This is a genomic window from Saccharothrix sabaoui (assembly GCF_051756985.1).
Classification (GTDB): domain Bacteria; phylum Actinomycetota; class Actinomycetes; order Mycobacteriales; family Pseudonocardiaceae; genus Actinosynnema.
Genome location: NZ_JBPKJK010000013.1, coordinates 53,270 through 75,956, shown reverse-complemented (window position 1 = coordinate 75,956; position 22,687 = coordinate 53,270). Strand labels below are relative to the sequence as shown.

20 protein-coding genes and 1 other RNA gene are annotated in these 22,687 nt (G+C 74.7%); 3 read left to right on the top strand and 18 right to left on the bottom strand.

The genetic code is table 11. The annotated features are described in order from the left end of the window. Positions 1–19 precede the first annotated feature (19 nt). Positions 20–2,755, bottom strand: a complete 2,736-nt coding sequence (locus ACR807_RS06515; RefSeq protein WP_438920295.1) for an AfsR/SARP family transcriptional regulator — start codon at positions 2,753–2,755, stop codon at positions 20–22. Positions 2,756–2,900: 145 nt separating this feature from the next. Here ACR807_RS06515 and ACR807_RS06510 point away from each other — a divergent pair, with 145 nt between their 5' ends. Further along, positions 2,901–3,359: an RICIN domain-containing protein gene (locus ACR807_RS06510; protein WP_438920294.1), complete on the top strand. Its 459-nt coding sequence runs from the start codon at positions 2,901–2,903 to the stop codon at positions 3,357–3,359. A 51-nt stretch (positions 3,360–3,410) separates the two neighbouring features. Here ACR807_RS06510 and ACR807_RS06505 read toward each other — a convergent pair whose 3' ends face one another. The 11 genes from ACR807_RS06505 to ACR807_RS06455 form a co-directional block, all read right to left on the bottom strand. Beyond that, positions 3,411–4,166, bottom strand: coding sequence for a helical backbone metal receptor (locus ACR807_RS06505; RefSeq protein WP_438920293.1), 756 nt, complete (start codon positions 4,164–4,166; stop codon positions 3,411–3,413). Continuing rightward, positions 4,166–4,834 (bottom strand): NADPH-dependent F420 reductase, encoded by a 669-nt coding sequence (gene npdG / locus ACR807_RS06500; RefSeq protein WP_438920292.1) that lies wholly within the window; start codon positions 4,832–4,834, stop codon positions 4,166–4,168. The genes ACR807_RS06505 and npdG overlap by 1 nt, the downstream gene beginning before the upstream one ends. Before the next feature lie 12 nt (positions 4,835–4,846). Beyond that, complete coding sequence (locus ACR807_RS06495; protein WP_438920291.1) at positions 4,847–6,283, bottom strand: RNB domain-containing ribonuclease; 1,437 nt, start codon at positions 6,281–6,283, stop codon at positions 4,847–4,849. Positions 6,284–6,303: 20 nt separating this feature from the next. Then, a complete protein-coding gene (locus tag ACR807_RS06490) occupies positions 6,304–6,492 on the bottom strand; it encodes a hypothetical protein (protein WP_438920290.1) in 189 nt (62 codons plus the stop codon). Between the two features lie 73 nt (positions 6,493–6,565). Further along, positions 6,566–7,156 (bottom strand): hypothetical protein, encoded by a 591-nt coding sequence (locus ACR807_RS06485; protein ID WP_438920289.1) that lies wholly within the window; start codon positions 7,154–7,156, stop codon positions 6,566–6,568. A gap of 12 nt (positions 7,157–7,168) precedes the next feature. After that, on the bottom strand, positions 7,169–8,170 hold the full coding sequence (locus ACR807_RS06480) for a C40 family peptidase (RefSeq protein WP_438920288.1): 1,002 nt from the start codon (positions 8,168–8,170) through the stop codon (positions 7,169–7,171). 1 nt (position 8,171) lies between these two features. Next, positions 8,172–8,780 carry a hypothetical protein gene (locus tag ACR807_RS06475; protein ID WP_438920287.1) on the bottom strand — a complete coding sequence of 203 codons (609 nt, stop codon included), beginning with the start codon at positions 8,778–8,780 and terminating at the stop codon, positions 8,172–8,174. Next, a complete protein-coding gene (locus tag ACR807_RS06470) occupies positions 8,780–10,684 on the bottom strand; it encodes a hypothetical protein (RefSeq protein ID WP_438920286.1) in 1,905 nt (634 codons plus the stop codon). Before ACR807_RS06470 ends, ACR807_RS06475 begins: the two co-directional genes overlap by 1 nt. After that, positions 10,681–13,548 (bottom strand): ATP-binding protein, encoded by a 2,868-nt coding sequence (locus ACR807_RS06465; RefSeq protein ID WP_438920285.1) that lies wholly within the window; start codon positions 13,546–13,548, stop codon positions 10,681–10,683. The genes ACR807_RS06470 and ACR807_RS06465 overlap by 4 nt, the downstream gene beginning before the upstream one ends. Further along, the gene (locus ACR807_RS06460) at positions 13,529–14,047 is read right to left on the bottom strand and encodes a hypothetical protein (RefSeq protein WP_438920284.1); all 519 of its coding nucleotides are present in this window, start codon (positions 14,045–14,047) and stop codon (positions 13,529–13,531) included. The genes ACR807_RS06465 and ACR807_RS06460 overlap by 20 nt, the downstream gene beginning before the upstream one ends. A 3-nt stretch (positions 14,048–14,050) precedes the next feature. Then, positions 14,051–14,329 carry a hypothetical protein gene (locus ACR807_RS06455; RefSeq protein ID WP_438920283.1) on the bottom strand — a complete coding sequence of 93 codons (279 nt, stop codon included), beginning with the start codon at positions 14,327–14,329 and terminating at the stop codon, positions 14,051–14,053. Positions 14,330–14,714: 385 nt separating this feature from the next. On the opposite strand from ACR807_RS06455, the gene ACR807_RS06450 reads away from it, so the two are divergent. Further along, on the top strand, positions 14,715–15,194 hold the full coding sequence (locus ACR807_RS06450; protein ID WP_438920282.1) for a ParB family protein: 480 nt from the start codon (positions 14,715–14,717) through the stop codon (positions 15,192–15,194). A gap of 194 nt (positions 15,195–15,388) precedes the next feature. Here ACR807_RS06450 and ACR807_RS06445 read toward each other — a convergent pair whose 3' ends face one another. Together ACR807_RS06445 and rnpB are read right to left on the bottom strand one after the other, a co-directional pair. Beyond that, positions 15,389–17,005 (bottom strand): DUF6345 domain-containing protein, encoded by a 1,617-nt coding sequence (locus tag ACR807_RS06445; RefSeq protein WP_438920281.1) that lies wholly within the window; start codon positions 17,003–17,005, stop codon positions 15,389–15,391. 343 nt (positions 17,006–17,348) lie between these two features. Continuing rightward, positions 17,349–17,748, bottom strand: an RNA gene (gene rnpB, locus ACR807_RS06440) — RNase P RNA component class A. A gap of 222 nt (positions 17,749–17,970) precedes the next feature. Between rnpB and ssuE the strand changes: the two genes are divergently transcribed. Continuing rightward, complete coding sequence (ssuE, locus tag ACR807_RS06435) at positions 17,971–18,528, top strand: NADPH-dependent FMN reductase (protein ID WP_438920280.1); 558 nt, start codon at positions 17,971–17,973, stop codon at positions 18,526–18,528. A gap of 30 nt (positions 18,529–18,558) precedes the next feature. On the opposite strand, the gene ACR807_RS06430 is transcribed toward ssuE, so the two are convergent. The 4 genes from ACR807_RS06430 to cobC are packed head-to-tail and all read right to left on the bottom strand — an operon-like array spanning position 18,559 to position 22,566. After that, positions 18,559–19,650, bottom strand: coding sequence for a bifunctional RNase H/acid phosphatase (locus ACR807_RS06430; RefSeq protein ID WP_438920279.1), 1,092 nt, complete (start codon positions 19,648–19,650; stop codon positions 18,559–18,561). Beyond that, on the bottom strand, positions 19,647–20,384 hold the full coding sequence (locus ACR807_RS06425; protein WP_438920278.1) for a zinc ribbon domain-containing protein: 738 nt from the start codon (positions 20,382–20,384) through the stop codon (positions 19,647–19,649). Before ACR807_RS06425 ends, ACR807_RS06430 begins: the two co-directional genes overlap by 4 nt. Further along, complete coding sequence (locus ACR807_RS06420) at positions 20,381–21,526, bottom strand: Nif3-like dinuclear metal center hexameric protein (RefSeq protein WP_438920277.1); 1,146 nt, start codon at positions 21,524–21,526, stop codon at positions 20,381–20,383. The genes ACR807_RS06425 and ACR807_RS06420 overlap by 4 nt, the downstream gene beginning before the upstream one ends. Further along, positions 21,523–22,566, bottom strand: a complete 1,044-nt coding sequence (cobC, locus tag ACR807_RS06415; RefSeq protein WP_438920276.1) for an Rv2231c family histidinol phosphate aminotransferase CobC — start codon at positions 22,564–22,566, stop codon at positions 21,523–21,525. Before cobC ends, ACR807_RS06420 begins: the two co-directional genes overlap by 4 nt. Positions 22,567–22,687: the final 121 nt, after the last annotated feature.

Genomic DNA, 22,687 nt, shown 5'->3' with positions numbered 1-22,687 from the left:
ACCCCCGGGCGCGGCACGCCTAGCGGCCGGCGGCGACCGGGGCCTGGTCCAGCCGCGCGCGGACCGCGCCGCCGTCGTCGTGGCCGAGGCGCTCCAGCAGGGTCAGCGCCCGCGCCCACGTGGCCCGCGCCCTCGGCTCGTCCCCCGCGGCCCGGTGGGCGTCGCCCGTGAAGACCAGGCCCCACGCCTCGCGGAACCCGTCGCCGAGCAGGCGGAACAGGGCGACGGCCCGGCGGTGGTGGACCAGGGCCTCGTCCTGGTCGCCCAGGTGGTGGTGGGCGCAGCCCATGATCTGGTGGCAGTGGGCGAGACCGTCCCGGTCGTCCATCAGCGCCACCGCCTCGCGGCAGTGGGCCAGCGCGCCGGTGTGGTCGCCCAGGCAGGCCGCGTACCAGCCCAGCGCGGTCAGGTCGAAGCCCTGCCACGTCCGGTCGCCGGTGCGCGCGTGCAGCTCCAGCGCGCGGCGGGCGTGGGTCACCGCCCCGGGCAGGTCCCGGCGCTGCTCGTGCTCGGCGGCCAGCGAGAAGTGGACGACCGCCTGCCCGGTCTCGTCGCCCAGCGCCCGGTGCAGCTCCAGCGCGCGCCCCAGGTGGTCGAGCGCGGTGCCCCGCTCCCCCAGCGTGGTCGCCGCGCGGCCCAGCAGGTGGTGCGTCACGGCCAGGGCCTCCGGGTCGCCGAGGCGTTCGGCGGCGGCCAGCGCGGTCCGCAGGGCGTCGGCCTTCTCCCGCCACCGGCCCCGCCGGTTCAGGTAGGAGGTGAGGACCCACGGCAGCTGCCAGGCGTGCGCGTCCCAGCCGTGGCGCACCGCGTCGTCCAGGACGCCGAGCACCGCGGTGTGCTCGGCGTCGAACCAGGCCGCCGCCTCGCCGTAGGAGTCGAACCCGCGCGTCGCCACGCCGTCGAGCGCCGGCGGGAGGGTGATCGGCGGCCAGTGCGGCGCCAGCCGCCGCTCCGCCCCGTACCCGGTGCGCAGGTAGTGGTCGGCCAGCCGCGACCGGGCCGCGAGCAGCTCGTCGGCGGTGTCGTGGGCGCGGGCCAGCTCGGCCGCGTAGGCGCGCAGCAGGTCGTGCGAGCCGTACCGGTGCGGCGTGCGCTCGTCCACGAGGTGCTGGCGGCTCAGCTCGGCCAGCAGCGCGCGGGCCCGCGCCACCGGGACGCCCGCGGTGGACGCCGCCGCGTGCGCGTCCACGTCCGCGCCGGGGTGGCGGCCCAGCAGCCGGAACAGCCGCGCGGCGTCCGCGCCCAGCGCGCGGTAGGAGCAGGCGAACACGGCGCGCACGTCCGACACCGCGTCCAGCGCGTCGAGGCGGTCGTGCTCGTCGCGCAGCTCGTCGGCCAGCGCGCGCAGCGGGAAACCCGGGTGCACGGCGGCGCGGGCGGCCACGACGGATAGCGCCAGCGGCAAGCGGGCGGCGTGCTCCACCAGCTCGGCGACGGCGTCGGGCTCGGCGGCGACCCGGTCGCGGCCCAGCCGCCCGACGAGCAGCGCCACGGCCTCGTCCCCGGTCAGCACGTCCACGCCGAGGTGGTCGGCGCCCTGCGCGGCGATCAGCCGGGTCATCCGGTCGCGGCTGGTCACCAGGGTCAGGCAGGGCGCGCCGCCGGACAGCAGCGGCAGCACCTGGGCGGCGTCGGCGGCGTTGTCGAGCAGCACCAGCACGCGGCGGCCGGCGAGCAGGCTGCGGTACAGCGCGGACGCCTCCTCCAGCCCGGCCGGCACGCCGTGCGCGGGCACGCCGAGCGCTTCGAGGAACCCGCGCAGCACGACCCCCGGCGGCACGGGCGCGCAGGTGGGGTCGAACCCGCGCAGGTCGGCGTGCAGCCGGCCGTCCGGGAAGCGCTCGGCGTTGTCGTGCGCCCAGCGCAGCGCCAGCGCCGTCTTGCCCGCGCCGCCGGTGCCGACGACCACGACCAGCGCGGTGGCGTGCCGGTCCAGCGCGGCCAGCTCCGCGGCGCGGCCCACGAAGTGCGGCGGCGGCGCGGGCAGCTGGCGGGGCGCGGGCCGGTCCGGCACGGGCAGCGGGTCGCCGGCCAGGACGCGCCGGTGCAGCTCGCGCAGCCGGGGACCCGGCTCGGTGCCCAGTTCGTCGGCGAGCCGGTCGCGCACCGCCCGGTAGTGCGCCAGCGCCTCCGCCTGCCGGCCGCAGCGGTACTGGGCGAGCAGCACCTGGCCGGCGGCGCGCTCGTCGAGCGGGTGCGCGGCGGCGGTGGCGACGAGGTCGGCGAGCCGGTCGGCGTGCAGGCCGTGGCGCAGCAGCAGGTCGTTGCGGTGCAGCTCGGCGGCCAGGCGCTCCTGCTCCAGCCGCCCCGCCAGCTCGGCGGACCACGGCGTGTCCAGCCCCTCGAACGCCCGGCCGCGCCACAGCGCCAGCGCCCGGTCCGCGGCCTCCAGCGGCCGGTCGCCCTCGCGGGAGCGCGCGCACAGCTCGCGGAACAGGTGCAGGTCGACCGAGGAGGGGTCGGCGGTCAGCACGTAGCCGCCCGCCTGGCGGGTCAGCGAGGCCCCGGCGGGCGCGACGACGCGGCGCAGCCGGGACAGGTGGCTGTAGAGGGAGTGCCGGGCACGGCCGGGCGGCTGCTCGCCCCACACCCGGTCCACCAGCTCGTCGACCGCCACGACCCGGTTGACGTCCGCCAGCAGGGCCGCGAGGACGCTGCGCTGACGGGGTTGGCCGATGTCGACCGGCTCGCCGCCGACCCTGGCCTCGACCACCCCGAGCACGCCGAAAGCCGGTGCCGCCTGTGCGCTCCCCACCCCCTGAGCATCGGTGCGCGCGCGGCCGGCCCTGAGTTCACCGCCGGGTGAACCTGCCCTGACCTGGGCGACAGGGTTTTCGCGGGGTCCGGTCCGCAGGGTGGTGGCACACGGCCCGCCGGGTCGGGACACCGAGGAGGACACCATGCGCAAGACGATCACCGCCGCCGCGCTCGCGCTCGCCGCACTGGCACCCGCGACCGCCGCGGCACCCGCCACCGCCGCGGACGCCGCGACCGCGACCGACTACGTCGACCGGTTCCACAACTCCGCCACCGGGCGGGCGCTCGACGACAGCGGGGCCGGGCTGCGCGCCGTGCCGGTCCTCTGGAACGACCACCAGGCGTGGAACGTGCACCCCTGGGGCGGCGGCTGGACGGAGCTGCGGAACGTGGCGACCGGCGGTTGCCTGGACGACAGCGACGACTTCGGGCTGCGCGCCTACCCGTGCAACCGGACGCCGTTCCAGAACTGGCTCCGCGTCGAGTGGGAGACCGGCGAGGTGACGCTGGTCAACGAGGCCACCGGGCGGGCGCTCGACGACAGCGACGACTTCGGGCTGCGCACGTTCGAGCGCAACGACAGCGCCTGGCAGCGCTGGTGAGACCGCCGCCCCGTCGTGCCCGTCGAGGGGTCGGGCACGCCGGGGCGGCCCCTACCGGCCCAGGGCGGTCGCCAGCGAGGACCGCGCCTCGACCAGGGACGGCCCGTACCAGGTCAGGTGGCGCCCGGAGACGTGCACCGGGCGCAGGCCGGGGAAGAACCGCGGGCCGTCGTCCGGGGTGAAGAGGTAGGGCTCGTCGGGCAGCACGACCAGCTCGGCGTCCTGGAGCTCCGCCAGGGGCGGCCGGGGGTAGCGCTCGGCGTGGTCGGCGAACGCGTTGACCACGCCGAGGCGCAGCAGCACGTCGCCCGCGAACGTCTCGCGGCCCAGCACGACCCACGGCTTGCGCCACACCGGCACGACGGCACGCGCCCACGGCGGCACGACGTCGCGCCACCGCCGTTCGGCCTCCACCAGCCAGCCGGGTTCGACGTCCCACGCCGTGCCCAGCAGCCGGCGCAGCGACCCGAGGGCGGCGGGCACGGTGGCGGGCGCGGCCGTCACCCACACCGGGACGCCGTCGGCGCGCAGCCGTTCGACGTCCTCCGGCCGGTTCTCCTCGCTGTTGGCGACCACCAGGTCCGGCCGCAGCGCCAGCACCCGGTCCACGTCCGGGTACTTCGAGCCGCCGACCCGCGCCACGTCCAGGTCCGCCGGGTGCGCGCAGTAGTCGGTGGCCCCGACCAGGACCGCCGGGTCGACGGCGTCGGTGACCAGCGCCTCGGTGATCGAGGGCACCAGGCTCACCACCCGCGCGGGCGGGCCCGGCAGCGGCACCGGTTCGCCGAGGTCGTCGACGGGCAGCATCAGATGTCGGTGATCTTCAGGCCGGCGTGCGCCTTGTACCGGCGGTTGATGGCGATGAGGTTCGCGGTGAACGCCTCGACCTGGTGGGCGTTGCGCAGCCGGCCGCCGTAGACGCCGCGGAAGCCGGGGACGGCGTCGGCGAGCGCCCGCACCAGGTCGGTGGCCTCGCGGTCGTCGCCCAGCACCAGCACGTCGCCCTCGACGGTCTCCACCGACAGGTCGGCGAGCGTCACCGCGGACACGTGGTGGAACGCGGCCGTGACGCGGGAGTCCGGCAGCAGCGCGGCGGCCTGCTGCGCGGCGCTGCCCTCCGGCACGGGCAGCGCGAACGGCCCCTGCTTGTCGAAGCCCAGCGGGTTCACGCAGTCGATCACGACCTTGCCCGCGAGCGGGGCGCGCAGCGACGCCACGGTGTCGGCGTGCCCGTCCCACGGCACCGCGACCAGCACCACGTCGGCCTGCTCGGCGCAGCCCTCGTTGTCCGCGCCGCTGACGTGCCCGACCCCGGTGGCGGCCCGCACCTCCTCGGCCGCGGCCTCGGCGCGCTCGGCGTCGCGCGACCCGATGACGACCTTCAACCCCGCCTTGGCCCACCGCAGCGCCAGGCCCTTGCCCTGCGCACCGGTACCACCCAGCACCCCGACGGTGAGCTCACGAATATCAGTCACCCGGCCATCACATCACAGCCGGGCGAACGCGACCTTCCTGCGCCCGGGGTCGGCCTCCACCAACCTCACCCGGACGCGCTCGCCCTCGGGCAGGCCCCCGCCCGCGCAGCGGCCCATCACCGGCGGTCGGGCGACGAACACGTCCGCGCCGTTGTCGTCCGCCCGCAGCACGACCGCCTCGAACTCCTGGCCGACCCGGTCGGCGAGCACCCACGCCTCCACCTGGTCCAGGCACGCCCGGTCCACCTTGGACGCCAGCGCGTCCGACCCGCCCATCAGGCCGGGCAGCCGCGGCAGCGCCTCCTTCAGCCAGGCCGGCACCTCCTCGCCCGCGGTGACCGCCAGGCACACCTCGGTGGCGAAGCGGTCCACCAGCCGCCGCAGCGGGGCGGTGACGTGCGCGTACGGCGCGGCCAGGCCCGCGTGCGTGGTGACCGGCGGGACCTCCCCGTCGAACGCGGTGTAGCCCGCGCCGCGCAGCAGCCGGGTGGCGTCGACGAACAGGGCCAGCGCCTCGGGGCGGGCCGGGTCGAGACCCGCGAGCAGCCGCGACGGCGTCGTGCCGGCCGGCCACGGCACGCCCAGGGCGTGCGCGGAGCGCCGCAGCGCGTCGACCGCCCCGTCGTCCGCGTCGGGCAGGGTGCGCAGCACGCCGACCTTCGCGTCCAGCATGATCCCGGCCGCGGCCATGCCGATCAGCAGGGAGATCTCCGCGTTCCACGAGTCCACGTCGGCGCGCGGCCGGACCACGAGCTTCCAGTCGCCGTCCCCGTTGGGGACGATCTCCTGCTCGGGGAGCTGCAGCTCCACGGCACCGCGCTCGACGGCCCGCTCCCGGCGCAGCCGGCCGAAGTCCGGCAGGGCCTCCACCGACGGGTGGGGCGTGCCCGCGTCGAACGACGCCTGCACGCCCTCGTAGTCGAACTGCGCGGTCGACCGGACGACCGCCCGCCGCACCCGCACGCCGGTCGGCTCGCCGTCCGCGCCGCACTCGAACGTCCACAGCACGGCGGGCCTGGTCCGACCGGGCAGCAGGCTCGCCGCGCCCTCGGACAGCACCGGCGGGTGCAGCGGCACGTTGCCGTCGGGCAGGTAGAGCGTCTGCCCGCGCCCGCGCACCTCGGTGTCGAGCGCGCCGCCGGGCACGACGAACGCGCCGAGGTCCGCGATGGCGTAGTGCACGCGGAAGCCCGCGCCGACGCGCTCCACCAGCAGCGCCTGGTCCAGGTCCTTCGAACCGGGCGGGTCGATGGTCACGAGCGGCAGCGCCGTCGCGTCCTCCCGGCCGGCCGGGTCGAGGCCCCGGGCCACCGCCCGCTCGGCCTCGTCCAGCGCCTCGGGCGGGAACGCGTCGGGCAGCCCGAACTCGGTCCGGATGCCGCCGAAGTCCAGTCCCGGGTCGGGGTCGGCCCCCGGGGACCGGGTGCGGTCGGTGCGGATCACCACCATGCCTGCACCCTAGACCGGGTTCAGCGCTTGCCCCACTCCTTGTCGGCCTTGTCCTCGGCCTCGGTCCGCTCGCGGGCCGCCTCCAACGCGCGCCGCGCCGCGGCCTCGTCCGGGTACGGCCCCATCCGGTCGGCGCCGCGGCAGCCCACGCCGTGCTCGACCGTGCGGTGGGTCAGGCAGTAGTACCACGCGTTCGGATCAGCAGCCATGGACCCAGGTTTCCATGCACGGGCACGCATGTCATGTCGGGCGCCGCCACCGTCACCGCCGCCACCGCCGCCGTCAGGGCCGGCGCGGGGGTTGCTGCACCGGCAGCGGACCGGACTGCGGGAACGAGGGCTGCGGCACCACCGGCGGGTGGGCCGCGGGGTGGGCCGCGGGGTGGGGCATCGGGGGCATGGCGGGCTGGGGCATCGCGGGCGGTTGGGGGAACCCGCGCGGCGGCGTGTTCTGGTTGGCGTTGGCGTGGTCGCCCGGGATCGGGTCGAGCACCGACACCAGCACCGACTGGTTCTCCGGGTCGGCGATCAGCCTGCCCGTGCGGTCCCGGTACACCAGCTCGCCGTCCGAGTCGATCTCCACGATCGCCCCGACCTCGGCCAGCTGCTCCTCGTCGAGGTCGACCAGCCGCTCCCGCCGCGACGGCACCACCCGGTACACCGGCCAGTTGAGGTGCGCGTAGGTGCGGTGGAAGTCGGCCAGCAGGTGCGCCATCTGCTGCTGCCAGGGCAGCGGCATGGCCTCCACCAGCGACCGCGGCAGCACCGCGTAAGCCTCGTCCACCCCCGGTGGGCGCGTGCTCAGGTAGTCCCGCGTCGGCGTGCTCGACGCGGGCGGCCCGGCGTGGCGCTGGATGGGGTCGTGGTTGAACACCGTCGTGCCTCCCTACACGCCCGGCCGCACGGCCAGTGGCATCAACTCGTGGTAGTTCCAGTTGATCTTGCTGATCTTGACCACGTCACCGGTCTGCGGCGCGTGGATGTACTCGTCGTTGCCCAGGTACATGCCCACGTGGTGCACGGTGACCGGCTGCGCGGGGTTGGTCGCCCAGAAGATCAGGTCACCGGCCTTGGCCTCGCGCACGGGCAGGTGCGCGCCGCCGGCCACGTACTGGTCGTTCGCGACGCGCGGGATCTTCACGCCCGCCGCGCCGAACGCCTTGACCAGGATGCCCGAGCAGTCCCACGCGTCCGGCCCGTTGCCGCCCCACAGGTACGGCTCCCCGAGCTGCTGCTTGGTGAAGTCGATGGCGGTGGCCGCCGCGTTCGACGCGAGCAGGAAGTCGCCGACGGCCTCGCCGCAGCCGGCCGGGTCGACGACGTCGCCCTCCTTGCCGATCAGGAAGGCCGCCATCGCCTCCCAGTTGTGGTAGCGGTCGGGGAACGCGGAGCGCTCCACGTCCTGCGCCGAGTCGCCGGGGCGCTGCTCCTCCCAGTTCGGCAGGGCCAGCAGCACGTCGTAGAACTTGTTGATCGCGTAGTGCGGGTCCATCACCTCGGCCGGGGTGCCCCAGCCCATCGACGGGCGCATCTGGAAGATGCCCAGCGAGTCGCGGTCGCCGTAGTCGAGGCTGCGCAGCCCCGACTCGGTCATGCCCGCCTGGATGGCGATCTGCCAGGCCAGCGGCGGCAGCTTGCGCTCGCGGCCGATCTTGATGATGTTCGCGACCGTGGTCCGCTGGTCCTCGGAGAGCCGCTCGGCCTCGGCCGCGCCCTTCTCCTGGCTGCCGCCCTCCCAGGGGCCGAGGGAGGCGTTGCAGCTCGCCATGCGGATGTTGCCCGCCTCGTCGGTCGGGGTGTTCTCGTTGATGACGGTGGACACCCCGTTGGTCACCGTCACGGCGACCACGGCGACCACGGCCGCGACGGCCAACGCGATCTTGAGCATGTCACCCCACCTTCGTGTACTTCTGCACGCGCCAACCCTCGGGCAGCCTCGCGACCGTCACGACGAGCTTGCCGCTCTCCAGCTTCGCCTCGAACTCCGCCGAATCGGCGAACGACCGGGCCGGCGTGACGGCCTGGTCGATCACCACCGGCACGTTCGCGGGCTCGACCGACTGCAAGCGGGGGAACAGCTCGTCCGCGGTGACGCCCTTCAGCCCTTCGAGCCACTGCTCCTTGGTGGTCTTGCCGGGCGTGAAGTTCGCGTAGGCGTCGATCCACATGTCCGCGACGAGCCGGGCGTTGGTGTCCACCGGCACCGACGTGCCCGCCGGCGTGGGGCTGGGCGCCTTCGTCGGCAGCGGCGAGGTGGTCACCGTCGGCAGCACGCCGATCTGGTTCCCGCCCGCGCTCGTGGGACCGGTCGTGGACGTCGTCGTGGCCGGCCCGGCGGCGGAGCGGCGCCCGAGCGCCTGGGGGATGACGATGCCGACCACCCCGACCAGCGCGAGGAACAGCACCACCGCCGTGGCGAGGTGGCGGGGCGACCGCAGCGGCCACCCCCACAGGCGTCGGTAGACCGCGGTCCGCCCGCGGTTGGTCCTGATCGGCATCAGCTGTCCCTGACCTCAAGCCCGCGTGAGGGCCGGTAGATCACGTGGACCTGCCGACCCGCCACGACCTCCGTCTCCGCCCGCCGCGGTCCGGGCACCACCGGGCCGTCGACGCGGGCAAACCCGTTCGACACCCGTGACGGCACCAGCACCGCGTCGTCCACCCGGTCCCACCCGCGGTCGGCCACCGGCGGCGCGTCCACGACCCGGGACCGCCCCGACGGCAGCGCCGCGGGCCCCGCGTGACCGCCGACGGGCAACGCCGCCGACCCGCCGCCGACCCCGGACCCCAGCTCGCCGCCGCCGACGCTGTTGCCGGCCCGGTCGAGCCGCTGCGCCGTGGCCACGACGGGACTGGCCGCCTCGGGCCGCACCCGCCGCCGGTCGCGCTGCGGCACCTCGGGACCGTCCGGGTCCGTGTCGCGCACGGTGTCCCAGAACTCGTCCTGCGGCGTCGGCCCCTCCTTCTGCTTGCGCAGCCGGGAGAGGATGCCGCCGCGCATCGGCAGCGCGTTGCCCGCCGTGCCGACGGACATCTCGACCATCTGCCACATGCGGCGCATCGGTTTGCCGACCATGAAGCAGACGAGCGTGAGCATCAGCCCCAGCAGCGTCCTGGTCAGCAGCGTCAGGCCGGTGGCGTTGAAGATCGCCTGGAGCAGCAGCGCGTGCGTGCCCGCCAGCACCGCCAGCACCAGCACGTTGAACACGGTCACGGCGGCGGCACGGGCGACCTTGCGCAGCAGGTCGTGGTGGATCAGGGCGACCAGGCCGATGAGCGGCCCGGCCAGCGTGAGCACCCGCAGCAGGAGCTGCGCGAGCAGCACGGCGGCTTTGGCGAACAGCTGGAACAGCGAGAACGCGACGGCCTGGAGCAGCGAGAGGAACCCGGCGCCGGTGCGACCGCCGTCGTCGCCGGTGAAGTAGCCCTGGGTCGGGCCGAGCTGGGTGTAGATGTTCTTGAACTCGGTCTTCTTGGCGTCCAGGGCGGTCTGGTCGCCGTCCTTGTGCTCGGCCAGCTCCTGCACCGTCCACGCCTGGACGGCCAGCAGCTTCGGCCCGAACTCGGCGGCCTGCGGCGCCTCGGGCGCGCCGAACTCGCCGCGCAGCCACGACTGGTAGACGACCGAGTCGTGCAGGCGCGACGGCAGCACGTCGAGCGTGTCGGTGCCCTCGTCGACGTCGATGAAGCCCGCCTGGATCTCGGACGTCTTGGTGACCAGGGTGCTGTCGAGCAGGTCGTAGAACTGGGGCAGCGCCAGCGTCGAGGTCGCCAGCCACATCGCGGCCAGCGCCCACATGCCGCGTTTCGAGATCGACGCGAGGTCGCCCTGCCAGATCTGCCGGAACATCAGCACCGCGAGGATCAGCGCGACCAGGCCGAACCAGCGCAGGTAGACGTTGTCGTAGACCTTCTGGACGCCGTCGCGCACCGCCTCGTCCAGCGGCTGCAGCAGGCCCTGGCCGACCACCGTGTAGTGCAGGGCGTTCGTCGCGCCGACGATGTTCTTGCCGACGTTGAACAGCTCGTTGCCCATCCACGTGTCGAGCACCGGGGTGGCGTTCGGGATGGAGCACTTCTCCTGGTAGGTGTGCCACACCATGCCCGCGTACCCGTAGGTCAGGTACGGGGTGCCGGGCAGGCCGTTGCCGATGGGCGGGTCGATCGCGCCGACCATGCCCGACCCCGGGCGCTCCGGGTTCGGCGCGTCACCGCAGGGAGCGGCCTGCGCGGGGGTCGCCCCGAGGACGACCTGGAGGGCGACGATGCCCACCACCAGGCCCATCGCGCGCCAACGGCGCGGGCGGGTGTTCGTGGGCGCGCCCTCTTCACGGGCGCGTCTGAAGCGCCGTCGCGCGTGGAGCGCGACGGCGACCAGCGCCACCAGCAGGAGGGTGCTCATGCGGCGCCTTCCCGACCGTTGCGGCGGTTTCCCCCCTCGCCGTGGGCCGACTCGACCAGCTCGTCCGTCAACCCGACCTCCAGGTCGGCGGCCAGCTCGTCGTCGTAGTCGTCCGGGTACTGCTGCTGGTCCTGGTGGTCGAACGGGTCCTGCCGCGGCGACGACACCTCGACCTCCGCACCCTCCGCGCTCTCGCGCAGCGCGTCCGGAGTGGTGTCGAGCGAGTTGCGCAGGTGCTCCAGGTGCGGTCCGGAGAAGTCGACCCGGATGCGCTCCACGCCGCCCGCGCCGTCGCCGAAGATGAACTGGCGGGGCGCGCGGTCGCGTTCGGTGCTGTTGCGGACACCGCCGGGGCGGCGGCCCAGGGACGCCACGACCTGCTCGTAGCCCGCGCCGACCGGGACCTTGAGCAGCCGCAGGGCGTCGGCCTGCGCCTGGTCGTCGTCGAGCCGGCCCACGAACACCGAGTCGAGCAGGGCCACGAAGCCCTGGATGCGCAGGAAGTCGGCCGGGATCTGCGACGACAGCAGCACGCGGACGTTCCACTTCCGCGAGTCGCGGGCGAAGCGGTTCATCAGCACGCGACCCGTGGGCACCTCGGACAGGAAGAACGCCTCGTCGATCCAGACGCCCTTGCGCAGGTCCTTCGGCCGCTCGTAGATCGAGCGCTGGGTGAGCCACGCGGCGAGGTTCAGCATCTCCACGCCGAGGGACTCCGCGTCCGTCCAGTGCTCGCGGCCCGTGCCGTCCTTCGGCAGGTTCAGGCCCGCCATGGTGAGGACGGTGAGCCGGTCGTCGCGCGCCTCGTCGTACGGGTCGAGGTCCTGCTCGGGGATGAGCAGCGACATGCGCTCCCGCATCTCGTCGAGGAAGTCGGCGACGACGACGGCGTGCTCGTGGTGCTCGGACGCGTCCCGGCGCAGGGCCTCGAAGACCTGGCCGGGGTGCGCGTCGGGCCGGCCGCCGACGGTGCGGACCGCGCGCAGCAGCACGATCCGGGTCTGCGGCAGCCGGGCCACCTCGTACGGCAGCAGGCCGGTGAGCACGTCGAGCACGAGGCGGCGGCGGGTGGCCGCGGCCAGCGCGCGTTCGCGCCGCCACGTCCGCTCCGGGTCCTCCTCGTCCATGAAGTGCTCGAGCATCGGCTCGGCGACCACGCGGTACGGGTTGAGGATGCCCGCCTGGGCGTTGAGCAGGTTGATGGGCCGGGCGTAGGGCTTCAGCTCGGGCAGCTCGCACAGCGCGGCCAGCGGCCCGGACGGGTCGAGCAGCGTCCAGTGCGCCCCGGCGCGCAGCGTCTTGTAGACGATGCCGCCGCCGAGGAACGACTTGCCGGCGCCGAGGCCCGCGACCATCGCGGTCAGGCCGGACGAGTCGCGCAGCTCCTGCGCCATCCACGGGTCCCACGCCACCGGGCGGCGGGTGGCCGTGACGGTCTCGCCGAGCAGGATGCCGCGCCGGTCGCCCACCTCGGCGGTGGCCGTGGGCACCGAGCTGGCCGCCCACAGCACCGAGCCGCGCCGCAGGTACGCCGAGGACGACAGCGGCTCGCCGGGGATGAACTCGCGGGCGATGGCGTACTGCGCCTCGGGGTGCTCGATGGCGACCTTCGGCTTGTAGAGGTCGAGCAGCGCCTGGGCCAGCCGCAGCGCCTCGCGCTCGGTCGGCCCGGACACCGCGAGCCGCCACCACGACCGCACCCGGGTGCCCAGGGCGGTGAAGCCCGACGTCATCTCGTCGTCGATCTCCAGCACCCGCGACGCCTGCCGGGCCAGCGACTGCGGCGGCTCCAGCTCGTGCTCGTCGGTGTAGTGCCGGACCTGCGAGCGGACCTTCGACATCTGCCGCTGGAGCTCGCCGGAGACCTCCTCGGGCCGCCGCACGTAGATGCGCGCCGACCACTCGACGGCCGCGGGCAGGCGGTCGGACCGCTGCACCCACGGGTCGTCGACCTCGGGGATCTGGAGGCCGTGCATGAGGCCCACGGTGAGCACGGCGACGTGCCGCTTGATGCCCGCGTTGGAGCCGGTGCGCCCGCGGACCGTGACGGTCGGCGCGTACGGCTCCTGGTGGAAGTCGGCGGCGTCGGTGAAGGACGCCAGGTCCTCCGGCTCCCACGGCGCGCCGGGCACGGCGGGCAGGTTGCGCGGCGCGGGCAGGCCCAGCGAGCACGACCGGTGCATCAGCCAGGACATCTCCTCGGCCGTCGCCGGGCGGCCCTCCAGGCCCGCGGAGCCGATCACCTGGTCGAGGTGGTCGATCTCCGACTCGATGGCGACCAGCTCGGCGTCCACCGCGTCCGGGAAGACCTTGCGCAGCACGGGGGCGGCGCGCTCGACCGCGCGGTCCATCATGTTGCGGGTCTGCACCTGGACGCCCAGGTAGACCTCTTTCTCCGCCATCGAACGGCCCATCAGCTGCTGCTGCTCGCCGACCATGTAGTCGTCGAAGCTCAGCGTGCCCGGGGTGTCCGGGAGCCGGCGCACGGCGTTGTGCACGTGGGCCTCGGCCCACATCCGGATCGGGTACGGCCGGGTCGTCACGCGCAGGTGCATCCAGCGGCCCTGGAGCTCGGCGTACTGGCCCGCGATGGCGGCGATCAGGTCCTGGCGCTGCGAGTCCGAGCGGAACGACCACCGCTGCGGCGCGAGCTTGTACCAGGCGTAGACCTCCTGGCCGGTGCGCAGCAGGTGGCCGTCGATGCTGCGCGCGGAGATCGACGGGGTGTAGCTGGGGACGGCCTGCTCGCCGGGCAGGCGGCGGCCGCGCTTGCTGTAGACCTTGCGGTCGTCGCGCGCGGCGGCAGCGTGCTGGGCGACGTGCGCAGCGGAGCGTCGGTCACGGTCACGCCGGCGTCCGAACACCGCGCACCTCCTTCTTACGGCGATCTGGCCTGCGCTGCTGGGACGGGGGCTGCTCTGATCGGGACTGCTGCTGTGATCGGGCGGCGGCGGCGGCGCGTTTCGCCGCCTTCTCCGACTTCCCGGGCCGAACCCTCCTGCGGGGGCGTTCCCGGTTGACCCGGATGCGGGCGGCGCTGGCGGCGCCGCCCTTGCCCGAGGTCGTCTCGCGCGGCGCGGTCAGCTCGCGCACCCACATCGCCATCACCGACGACAGCGGGCGCTCGTGGCTGATCCGCGTGCAGATGAACCTGGTCAGGGCGATCGTGATGACGAAGCCCCACCCGGTGTTGATGAAGTCGAACCCGAAGCCGAGCTGTCGCTGGAGCGCCGTCACCAGCAGGAAGACCACGATCCCGACACCCCACGCGACGTAGCGCGCGCGCCACGGGAAGGTCGCCTTGGGCGGGCCGAGCCAGACGGCGTCGACCCGGTAGACCTCGTCGTCAGTGCGTACCCGCAAGGGTCACCCGCCGGTGAACAGGCCCGCGATCCACGAGCCGATGTTCGCGCCCGCGTTCGTGGTCACGGCCAGTCCGATGATCGCCAGCGCGATGATCACGCCGCCGAGGCGGCGCATGACACCCGCGTTGTCGCCCTTGCCGCCGCCGAGCCACAGCAGCAGCAGCGCCACCGTGAGCAGGAGCAGCGGGACGAGGTTGTCGAGAATCCACTGGCGAACCCCGCCTGTGCCCAGTGCGGGCGGTTGCTGCTGCGCGAGTGTTACCAGGGTCAAGGCGGTCATCTCGTACTCCTGAGTACGCAGGACGGCGCCGGGCGGGCCGAGGGGTGCCCGTCCGGTTCGTGCGTTATCGAGTAGAACACGTCTTCGTCGTCACGAGGTGTGTCGATCGGCTGGCGGTGGGTAGATCAAACCGTTCCCCTGTGCGTCGATTACGTCTAATCTGACCACAGACATGATGGGTCCGGGGAAGCCGGTGGAGAACCTGGGACCTCTGATTCTCCCGATTGCCGAGACAGTTCACCCGACTGCGAACTCCCTGGTCACGCACCGTGTGCACGACCGCAGGCCCCCCGTTCGCCGACCACCACAGTGTGCCCCGTCCGGCCCAACGGCAGGTCCGAACGGTCCGCACCCACCGGAGTGACGACGCCGAGGAGGCTCGCTCATGGCCCAGCCGCCGGAAGCCGCGCCCGACCCAGCCGCCGGAGTGAACGAAATCACCGTCGCGGTGGCGTTCCCCGGCGGTGATCAGGTTACCGGGGAAGGGCGCCGAACCGGGCGGCGGGTGCAGCGGACGGTCAACTTCGACCAGGACGTGCTGGAACGGGCCAGAGCCGCGGCGACCTACCTGGCGGCCTACGAGGCCACGGCAGGCGTGCGGAGCCTGGCCGACATCGTGAACCCGGCCGTCGCGGCCTACGTGGCCGAGCTGGAGCGCCGCTACAACGACGGCGAGGCGTTCCGCCCGGTGATCCGGATGCCACCCGGCCGCCCCGCCCGCCGGGCCCCGGTCGAACACCCCGTGCAGGTCGAGCGCCCGGTGCAGGTCGAGCGCCCGGTGCAGGACCCGGCCCGGACCTCGGCCCCGGCGCCCACCCCGACCCCGGCTTCGGCCGACGGCGTCGACGGGATCGCCCCGGCCTGACCCCCGGCACCGCGAAGGGGCCCCTTCCCGCCCCCAGGCGCGGAAGGGACCCCCTCGTCACCGCGGGTCGGTCACCACTCCCGGTTCCCCTCCGCGGTGGTGGCCGCCACGCGGCGTGACCATCGATCCGCTGCGGGGTGCCGGGCGTGGCGGCGACGCCGCGACAGGTCACCCGAACAGGTCACCCGGACGGGTCAGCTGGGACCGGAGATCCGCCAGTACCCCACGGTCGGCAGGGTGTCCGGCCCGACCGGCCCCCGACCCCAGAAGTAGTCGTCGAAGTTCGCGATCCACGAGCTGCCGATCGGCCCCATGGTCGACCACCGCACCCACGCCGGCTGGGTGTCGATCGACGCCTGCGCCCACGCCACGCGCACCTTCATCGGCCGCAGGAAGTTCAGGAACGGCCTGCGCAGCAGGTAGTTGCCGTACCGCGAGCCGAACGCGCTGCTCTGCACCACGCCGGTCTCGAAGCTGTTGATCTGGTGCAGCCCGCGGAACGCCGGGCCCCACCGCTGCCACCACGCCTGGCCGCTCGCCGTCGCCTGGAGCAGGCTCGGGGTGTAGAGGCTCATCCACTCGGCGTCCCGGTTGCCCCAGCGGGCCTCGGTGTTGCGCAGCGTGGTGTCGGTGACGGCGCTGCACCCGGCGAACGACAGGCCGAACGCGCCGCCCCGCCCGTGGTAGTAGGTCAGGTCGACGTCGTCGGCGTACAGGTGGTCCTGGCCGCCGGCGAACGCCGGGTCCTTGAAGTCCTGCTCCCACGCGTTGGCGCCGGTCCAGCTGAACTGCACGGGGACGCCCGCGGACGTGAACCGGTTGTTGAAGCCGGTGATGTCGGCGGGGACGCCGGGCAGGAACTGGCAGGTGCCGGTGCCGGAGCTGCCGACGTCGGTCCGGGTGGTCCACTGCGCGCCCACGTCACCGGCCGAGGCGGCGCGCGACCGCGGCGGCACGGCCGGGTCCTGCGGCGGGGCGGGGCTGCCCACGACGGCGGGCACGTAGAGCACCGGCGCGGACTCGCCGGTCTCGGCGCCCTGGCAGCGGAAGAACGGCTCCAGCTGCGTGGCGCCCGCGCCGAGCGGGCCGGACGGGTAGGCGTAGTCGACCGGGCCGAGGGCGGTGTCGCCGAGGGCCTTCGCGCACTCCTGCCGCCCCTGGTCGAGGGTCAGCACCGGCTTGAGCCCGGCGCTCGCGACGGCGCGGGTGGCGTAGGTGAGCTGCGTGACCGCGCCCGTGCCGTCGAGGGAGACGCGGACCTTCGAGCCGGGTCCCTCCAGCGGCACGCCGCCGAGCGAGAAGGCGAACGCCACGGTGGTGTCGAGCGGGGCGCTCACCACCGGGTTGCCGCCGGTGTCGGTGATGTCGAGGGTCGTGTGCGAGGCGCTCGCCACGGCGCCGGCGGGCAGCAGGCCGATCCCGCGCAGGGTCTCGTCGACGCGCTTGACCGCGTCGGCGGTGGGAACGGCCCTGAGCCCGCGGATGGCGGTGAGGTCGAGCTGGGTCTGGTTCGTCGCCTGACCGCTCTCGTCGGGCTGGCCCGCGCCGCGGTCGATGCCGGGCACGCGCAGGTGGCGGTCCTCGTCGGTGAAGGTGACGACGCCCTCGGGCGTGCGCTCGACGGACTTGAGGCCGAACGCCCGTTGCAGGGCCGCCGCCTGCTCCTGGGTCAGCCCCTCGGAGCGGACGGCGTAGACGGGCAGTTCGTCGGCGGCGGACGCGGTGCCGGCGGCGGCACCGGTGAGCGCCGCCGCGCCCAGCAAACCGGACAGGGTGAGCAGCGTCGCTCCCCGTCGTCTGGTGGTGGACATGCGTTTCCTCCTTCTGCGCCGCCGGGGCAGGGCCCGTGGCGCGTTCGGAGGACTCGGGGAGCGGGGCGTTGATACCGGACGAGTCGGACATCCACTCGATCGGAGTCACTCTTGTAACGTCGTTGGCGCGCAAAGGATGGCTAGGCGGACGGGTCTGCCCGCGCACCGCCCCGACCTGCGTCGCTCCACAGTGGACGGAGAGGTGCCGAGCCGGGGTGACCGCACATCGGCGGTCGGGGTGGTTCGGTGGTCCGCAGGGAGCGGGCCGGACCCGAGCGGCCGGACGGGGCCGGGTCCGACCTGGGCGGCCGGACCGGGGCCGGGTCGGACCGGGGAATGGGGGCGGATGAGCCGGCTCGTAAGCCGGATTCTGTTCCCGGGCGCCTCGCGGCGGTCCCGTTCGGCGGCCATCCATCTCGGCCTGCCGTCGCCGACAGGCTCGTGCGGCCTACCCGCAGGCATCGGGCGGGCAGCCCTCGATCGCCTGCGCAGGTGCCCTGGGGCACCCTCTTGGCCTTGCTCCGGGTGGGGTTTACCTAGCCGCCCCCGTCACCGGGGGCGCTGGTGGTCTCTTACACCACCGTTTCACCCTTACCCCGGCTCGCGCCGGGGCGGTCTGTTCTCTGTGGCACTGTCCCGAGGGTCGCCCCTGGTTGCCGTTGACAACCACCCTGCCCTGTGGAGTCCGGACTTTCCTCGGCGACAGACGTTAATCCTGTCGACGCGGCCGCCCTGCCGACTCATCCGCGCGCCCAGGATAGCCGACCGGTTCCCAGGCAGTGGAACCAGCCGGGCCGAACCTTGTCGCGGTGTGGACCCGACTGCTCTACTCGCAACCATGCCAGGAATCGGGGGACTGACCCGCCGCCGGCACGTGGACTTCGGCCGCACCGCCGCCGCGATCTGTTGTCGCTGACACCTTTTATCTCGTACTCCGAGCCTTTTCCCGAAAGGTGCCAGCACCCATGTCCTCCATTCTGATGATTTCCGGCAGCCCGTCACCGGTGTCGCGGACCGGCATCGTCGTGCAGCACGTCGACGGCCTGCTGCGCGAGGCCGGTTACGACGTGCGCACCCTGCACGTGCGCCGGCTGCCGACGTTGTCGCTGCTCACCGAGGACCTGCGGGACCCGGAGATCGGTGACGCGGTCGCCGCGGTGCTGCGCGCCGACGGGATCGTGGTCGCCAGCCCGGTGTACCGGGCGGCCTACAGCGGACTGGTGAAAGCGCTGCTGGACCTGTTGCCGAAGAAGGCCCTGCGCGGTCGCGTGGTCCTCCCGCTGGCGACCGGCGGGAGCCAGGGTTTCCTCGTCGCGATGGACTACGCGCTCAACCCGTTGCTCGCCGGGAAAGGCGCGGACAGCGTGCTGCGCGGCGAATTCGTGCTCGACGCCGACATCGAGGGCGACGTGATCGCGCCGAACGCGCGGCAGGCCGTCGACGGCGCGGTGGACCGGTTCGCGCACGCCGTCGAGGAGGCCCGGTACCGCCGTGAGCGCCCCCGGCTCCGGCCGGCCGGCTGACCCGGGTGCCCGGCTGACCCGGGTGCCCGGTTAACCCAGGTGCGAGGTGTCGTTGACCAGCCGCACGGACGCGTTGCCGTCGGGGTAGAACTCGACGACCGACAGCGACGCGAGGTCCAGGTGCAGCCGGAACAGCAGTGACGGCCCCGCGTCCAGCCCCATGCGCAGCAGCGACTTGACGGGCGTGACGTGGCTGACCAGCACGACGTTCGCGCCGCCGTGCCGGGAGATCAGGTCGGTCAGCGCGCGCCGCACCCGCCGGTGCACCTGGTCGAAGCTCTCGCCGCCGGGCGCGGGCACGGACGGGTCGGACAGCCACCGCCGGTGCAGCGCGGGGTCGCGCTCGGCGGCCTCGGCGAACGTCAGGCCCTCCCACGCGCCGAAGTCGGTCTCGATCAGGCCGTCGTGGGTGGTGGGTTCGACGCCGACGGCGGACGCGACGGCGCTCGCGGTCTCGACGGCGCGCCCCAGCGGGGAGGAGACGACGACGCCGAGGTCCTCGACCTTGGCCAGCCGCCGGGCCGCCGCCTCGGCCTGCCCCCGGCCGACCTCGGTGAGGGGCGGGTTGCCGCGCCCGGAGTAGCGGCGGGCCACCGACAGCTCCGTCTGCCCGTGCCGCAGCAGGTACAGGCGGGTGGGTTCGCCGACCGCGCCGGTCCACGAGGACGGCGGCGCCTGCTCGGTGACCGGGTCCTCGGCCGCGGGGGCCGCCTCGCGCACGCCGGCCTGCTCGTCCATGGCCTCGTTGGCGAGCCGGTCGGCGTGCTTGTTGCGCTCGCGCGGAATCCACGCGTACGTCACGCGGTCGAACGCGCGCACCAGTTCGCGGCCCTCCGCGACGAGCGGCTGCATGGACGGGTGCTTGACCTTCCAGCGCCCGGACATCTGCTCGACCACGAGCTTGGAGTCCATCCGCACGTCGACCTCGGACGCGCCCACCTCGGCCGCCGCGCGCAGGCCCGCCAGCAGGCCCTGGTACTCGGCGACGTTGTTGGTGGCCACGCCGATCCCGGCGGACCGCTCGGCCAGGACCTCGCCGGACGCGGAGCGCACGACGGCCCCGTACCCGGCGGGCCCGGGGTTGCCGCGCGACCCGCCGTCCGCTTCGACGACGACCTTCACAGGCCGGACTCCCCGGTGCGGACCATGATCGCGTCGCACTCCTCGCACTGCACGACCTCGTCGGCCGCGGCCTCCTTGACGCGGCCCATCGCGCTGCGGTCCAGCTCGATGCGGCACGCGCCGCAGCGGCGGGACTGGAGCAGCGACGCGCCGATGCCCTTGTGGGCGCGCACCCGCTCGTAGAGGGCGAGCACCGGCTCGGGGAAGCCGGCGGTGACCTTCGCGCGCTCGGCGGTGCGCTTGGCCTCGGTGGACTCCAGGTCGGCGAGCGCGGCGTCCCGGCGGCGGGCCGCGTCGGACATCGCCTCCTGCGCCTTGTCCAGCTCGACGCGGGCGTGCTGGGCGTCGGCCTCGACGGCCTCGCGGCGCTCCATCAGCTCCAGCAGGTCGTCCTCCAGCGCGCCGCGCCGGCGGTTGAGGGTGGCCAGCTCGTGCTCCAGGTCGGTGAGCTGCTTGGCGCCCACCGCGCCGCCGGCGAGCAGCGCGCGGTCGCGCTCCTCGCGGGCGCGGACCTGGTCGATCTCGGTCTCCTGGCGCTTGACCTCGCGGGTGAGGTCGCCCAGGTTCGTCTCGACCGTGGTCAGCGCGTCCTGCTTGGCCCGGACCTGCTTCTCGGCCTCGGCGATCTCGGCGATCTCGGGCAGCGTGCGGCGACGGTGGGTCACGCGCGACAGTTCGGCGTCGACCTGTGCCAGGTCGAGCAGCCTGCGCTGCACGGCGGGATCGGCTTTCACTGAGGTCCTCCTGTTCGGCTCGTCGCGCCGACGGTCCACGGGTCGGTCCGGCGGGTGGAGACGAGGACTTCGACCGTACCGCCGAAGGCGGCGCGCACCACGTCCGCCGCCTGCGCGCACCACGGCTGCTCGCTGGCCCAGTGGGACACGTCGACGAGCGCGGGGCCGCCGGCGGCGAGGTGCTCGCCCGCGGGGTGGTGCCGCAGGTCGGCGGTGACGTAGGCGTCGACGCCCGCGCGGACCGCGGCGGACAGGTAGCCGTCGCCCGCTCCCCCGCACACCGCGACGCGCCGGACGGGCCGGTCGGGGTCGCCCGCGGCGCGCACGCCCCACGCGGTGACGGGCAGGGCGTCGGCGACGCGCTGCGCGAACGCGCTCAGCGGTTCGGCGGCGGGCAGCTCGCCGATCCGGCCGATGCCCGCGCGGGACGGCAGCTCGGCCAGCTCGGTGAGCGTGAAGCCGACCTCCTCGTACGGGTGGGCGGCGCGCAGGGCGCGCACGACGTCGGCCCGCCGCCGCCGGTCCAGCACCACGTCCAGGCGGGTCTCGGGCAGCCGTTCGAGCCGGTCGACGGCGCCGACGGCGGGGTCCGCGCCGGGCAGCGGCCGGAACTGGCCGGTGCCCTCGACGGTCCACGCGGCGTCGCGGTAGTCGCCGACCGCGCCCGCGCCGGCGGCGTGCAGGGCGTCGAGCACCCGCTGCGCGCGGTCGACGGGCACGTAGGTGGTGAGCGCGTCGAGCGGCCGGGCGGGCACGGGGGACAGCGGGCCGGTGACGGTGAGGCCCAGGGCGCGGGCGAGCGCGTCGGACACGCCGGGGTCGGCGGCGTCGGCGTTGGTGTGCGCGGTGTAGAGGGCGACGCCGGCCCGGACGAGCCGGTGCACCAGGGCGCCCTTGGGGTCGTCGGCGGGGACGCCGGTCACGCCGCGCAGCATCAGCGGGTGGTGCGCGACGAGCAGCTGCGCGCCCACCTCCAGCGCCTCGTCCACCGTGGACCGGACGGGGTCGACGCAGAACAGCACCCGGGTCACCGGCTCGGCGCGGTCGCCGCACACCAGGCCGACCGCGTCCCACGACTCGGCGGTCGCGGGCGGGTAGGCCGCCTCCAGCGCCCCGAGCACGTCGTCCAGCGTGGTCGTCACACGTCCTCCAGCACGACTCGCAGCGCGTCCACCAGCAGCGCGAACTCCTCGGGCGCGCGCACCGCGACCCGCAGGTGGTCGGGGGTCAGGCCGGGGAACGTGTCGCCGCGCCGCACCGCGATCCCCTTGTCCCGCAACGCCAACCGCACCCGTTCCCCGTCCGGCACGCGCAGCAGCGCGAACGGCGCGGCCGGCGGCACGACCACCAGGTCGCCCAGCCGCGCCACGGCCAGCGACGTGTGCTCGCGCGCCTCCCACGCCAGCGCCTCGGCCTCGGCCACCGCCGCGGGCGAGCAGCACGCCGCGACGGCCTCCAGCACCAGGCTGCCCACCGGCCACGGCGGGCGCGTCGCCGCGAGCCACCCCAGCAGCTCCGGCGCGCCCAGGAAGTAGCCCGCGCGCAGCCCCGCGAGGCCCCACGTCTTGGTCAGGCTGCGCAGCACCAGCAGCCCGCCGAGGTCGGCGCGGGCGGCCAGCGACTCCGGTTCGCCGGGGATCGCGTCGGCGAACGCCTCGTCCACCACCAGCACCCGGCCCGGTCGGGCCAGCGCCGCGACCACCTCGGCGGGGTGCAGCACGGACGTCGGGTTCGTCGGGTTGCCCAGCACCACCAGGTCCGCCTCGTCCGGCACCAGCTCGGGCCGCAGCCGGTAGCCGTCCTCCGGGCGCAGCGGCACCCGGCGCAGCGGCACGCCCGCGTCCCGCAGCGCCACCTCGGGCTCGGTGAACGACGGGTGCAGCACGGCGGCCAGCGCCGGGCGCAGGTTCGGCAGCAGCGCGAAGCCCTCGGCGGCGCCGTTGAGCACCAGCACCTCGTCCGGCGAGCGGCCGTGCCGGGCGGCGACGGCCTCGCGGGCCCGCAGGTCGGCGGCGGCGGCCGGGTAGGCGCCCAGGTCGTCGAGCGCGGCGACCAGCCGGTCGCGCAGCCAGGCCGGGGGGCGGGGCACCCGCACGTTGACCGCGAAGTCCGCGAGCCCGGGCGCGGCGTCGACGTCCCCGTGGTGGCGCAGCAGCGCCCGGCCGGAATCCTGGCTGGTCATCGCCGCGAGTCTAGGCGATCTGCGCCGCCGGCCGGTCGAGGAGGACCCCCGGCGGCGGCGGGGTCGGAGCACCGGGACCGGGGCACCGGGGTCAGAGCACGGAGGCGGCCACGGCGAGGAA

What these genes read in the sequence shown, in the direction of transcription:
- ACR807_RS06510 (WP_438920294.1), top strand. Translation starts at nt 2,901, where the DNA reads ATGCGCAAGACGATCACCGCCGCCGCGCTCGCGCTCGCCGCACTGGCA.
- ACR807_RS06505 (WP_438920293.1), bottom strand. Translation starts at nt 4,166, where the DNA reads ATGCTGCCCGTCGACGACCTCGGCGAACCGGTGCCGCTGCCGGGCCCG.
- ACR807_RS06495 (WP_438920291.1), bottom strand. Translation starts at nt 6,283, where the DNA reads ATGGTGGTGATCCGCACCGACCGCACCCGGTCCCCGGGGGCCGACCCC.
- ACR807_RS06490 (WP_438920290.1), bottom strand. Translation starts at nt 6,492, where the DNA reads ATGGCTGCTGATCCGAACGCGTGGTACTACTGCCTGACCCACCGCACG.
- ACR807_RS06480 (WP_438920288.1), bottom strand. Translation starts at nt 8,170, where the DNA reads ATGCTCAAGATCGCGTTGGCCGTCGCGGCCGTGGTCGCCGTGGTCGCC.
- ACR807_RS06475 (WP_438920287.1), bottom strand. Translation starts at nt 8,780, where the DNA reads ATGCCGATCAGGACCAACCGCGGGCGGACCGCGGTCTACCGACGCCTG.
- ACR807_RS06470 (WP_438920286.1), bottom strand. Translation starts at nt 10,684, where the DNA reads ATGAGCACCCTCCTGCTGGTGGCGCTGGTCGCCGTCGCGCTCCACGCG.
- ACR807_RS06455 (WP_438920283.1), bottom strand. Translation starts at nt 14,329, where the DNA reads ATGACCGCCTTGACCCTGGTAACACTCGCGCAGCAGCAACCGCCCGCA.
- ACR807_RS06450 (WP_438920282.1), top strand. Translation starts at nt 14,715, where the DNA reads ATGGCCCAGCCGCCGGAAGCCGCGCCCGACCCAGCCGCCGGAGTGAAC.
- ACR807_RS06445 (WP_438920281.1), bottom strand. Translation starts at nt 17,005, where the DNA reads ATGTCCACCACCAGACGACGGGGAGCGACGCTGCTCACCCTGTCCGGT.
- ssuE (WP_438920280.1), top strand. Translation starts at nt 17,971, where the DNA reads ATGTCCTCCATTCTGATGATTTCCGGCAGCCCGTCACCGGTGTCGCGG.
- cobC (WP_438920276.1), bottom strand. Translation starts at nt 22,566, where the DNA reads ATGACCAGCCAGGATTCCGGCCGGGCGCTGCTGCGCCACCACGGGGAC.